We start from the raw sequence: 1,869 nt of genomic DNA on the forward strand, positions 1-1,869 counted from the left end.
ATATCATAATAGCAGAGTGAAAAACTTTCTTTGTGAACATCCATTCCGATGAAAAGTGTGGTAAAATGAAACATATAAGACCTCCAATTGAGTGTGGTAATTCCTGTTAGAAGTTGATTGTTTTTTTTATTCTAGTGTACAGGTAAATCCACGAATTCTCAACTGGGGGTCTTTACATATTGTCTATATGAAACGCTCGGCAACTGTATCGCCAAGAAACAATCCCTTTTTCGTCATACGAAGCCAACGGTCTTCTTCTTGCAAGAGACCTTCATTTTTCAAGTCTCTGACCACCTGACCGTAGCGGTCTTCAAAGGAAATGCCAAACTTTTCCTCGAATCGCTCAATGGACACGCCAGTTTTTTTCCGTAAACCTAAAAACATCTCTTCTTCCATCTGCTCGGTCTGGCTGAGGAATTCTTCATGTAAGCGAGAATGGCCTTTTTCGCGGATGGATTTGAGGTAGTGCTGGATGGGGCCGCGGTTGCGGTAGCGCATGCCGTCGATGTAGCCAGATGCTCCAGCTCCTAGACCATAGTACTCCGAGTTGTCCCAGTACATGAGGTTGTGGCGACTTTCAAATCCTGGCTTGGTGAAGTTGGAGATTTCGTAGTGCTCGAAGCCGTTTTTCTCCAGCTCTTGCAAAATGTAGTCGAACATATCGGACTCCACATCTTCGTTGGGCAGATGCAGGTTGCCGCGGCGTTGGCGGTTCATGAAGACCGTGTGGTTCTCCAAAATCAAGCTATAGAGGCTCATGTGGGGAATGTCCAGCTCCAAGGCCTTGGCGACATTGTCCACCACCTGCTCCATGGTCTGACCAGGTAGAGCATAAATCAGGTCAATGGAAATGTTGTGAAAACCCGCTTCCTTGAGGGCGGCAATGGTTTCATAAATCTGTGCTTGGTTGTGGCTGCGACCGATTTTTTTCAGCATACGGTCGTCAAAGGTCTGAACGCCAAGCGATACTCGATTGCACCTGGATTTTTTCAGAACCGCAATCTTATCCGCCGTCAAGTCACCTGGATTGGCCTCAATAGTGAATTCTTCCAACTGTGACAAGTCCAGCAAGTCCTCCAGATTGGTCAAAAGGTAGTCCAGCTGGTCTGCCGAAAGAGCCGATGGTGTTCCGCCTCCGATATAAAGTGTGCGGAGGGTTGGCAGGTCGTAAAACTTGACCTCTTCCATAAGGGCTGTCAAATACTCATCAACAGGCTGATTCTTAATAAAGACCTTGGAAAAGTCACAGTAGTAACAAATCTGGGTACAAAATGGAATGTGGATATAGGCAGAAGTTGGTCGTTTTTTCATAGGACTATTATAGCACACTGTCACTAAAAATATTTTTTACAGCCTTTGCCTCCCCCTCAAATAATGATATAATGAAATAAAAGGAGGCCCTCTATGAAAAAAGAAGTTATCTATGACTGTATTAACCTGATTCTGTCATTTCTGCTCTGTCGCTGGCTCTTTATGACTTTTCTTTTTTACCAGTTCTCGAACATTTTCATGACGGTTGATTTTTGGCCAGCACTTGCCGCAATCCTGTTAATGACCGGATTTTTCTTTACCCTATTTCGACTGGTCTATCAGCCAGGCATTTCCCGACTGACTATTTTGTTTTTCTATGGATGCTATGGTTTTCTACTGATCTACCTCCTCTTTTTCAAAAGCATGGGCGTCAGAGGTGTCAACTGGGATCTCCTTAGCACCTTCTCTCAAGACCTACTTCTCAATCCTGCTATAGTTGTTTAGTTTTTATTTGATGTATGATAAAATAGACTTATGACTTACGGAATTGATTTTAGAAAACGCGTTATTGCCTATGTCCAATCAGGACACACAAAAAAGGAAACCTGTGACCTATTT

Annotated in this window: 2 protein-coding genes; one reads left to right on the forward strand and one right to left on the reverse strand. The window is 43.8% G+C overall.

What is annotated here, in order from left to right:
- Window positions 1–183: 183 nt before the first annotated feature.
- A complete protein-coding gene (hemW, locus tag ODU55_RS11610; RefSeq protein WP_398582908.1) occupies window positions 184–1,311 on the reverse strand; it encodes a radical SAM family heme chaperone HemW in 1,128 nt (375 codons plus the stop codon).
- Window positions 1,312–1,404: 93 nt separating this feature from the next.
- Between hemW and ODU55_RS11615 the strand changes: the two genes are divergently transcribed.
- A complete protein-coding gene (locus tag ODU55_RS11615; RefSeq protein WP_398582909.1) occupies window positions 1,405–1,755 on the forward strand; it encodes a hypothetical protein in 351 nt (116 codons plus the stop codon).
- The last annotated feature ends 114 nt before the right edge of the window (window positions 1,756–1,869 follow it).

The sequence above is a fragment of the Streptococcus sp. 2022WUSS037 genome, from assembly GCF_044427225.1.
Lineage (GTDB): Bacteria > Bacillota > Bacilli > Lactobacillales > Streptococcaceae > Streptococcus.

Excerpts from the sequence above, each read along its gene's own strand:
- hemW (WP_398582908.1), bottom strand. The coding sequence starts at position 1,311 with ATGAAAAAACGACCAACTTCTGCCTATATCCACATTCCATTTTGTACC.
- ODU55_RS11615 (WP_398582909.1), top strand. The coding sequence starts at position 1,405 with ATGAAAAAAGAAGTTATCTATGACTGTATTAACCTGATTCTGTCATTT.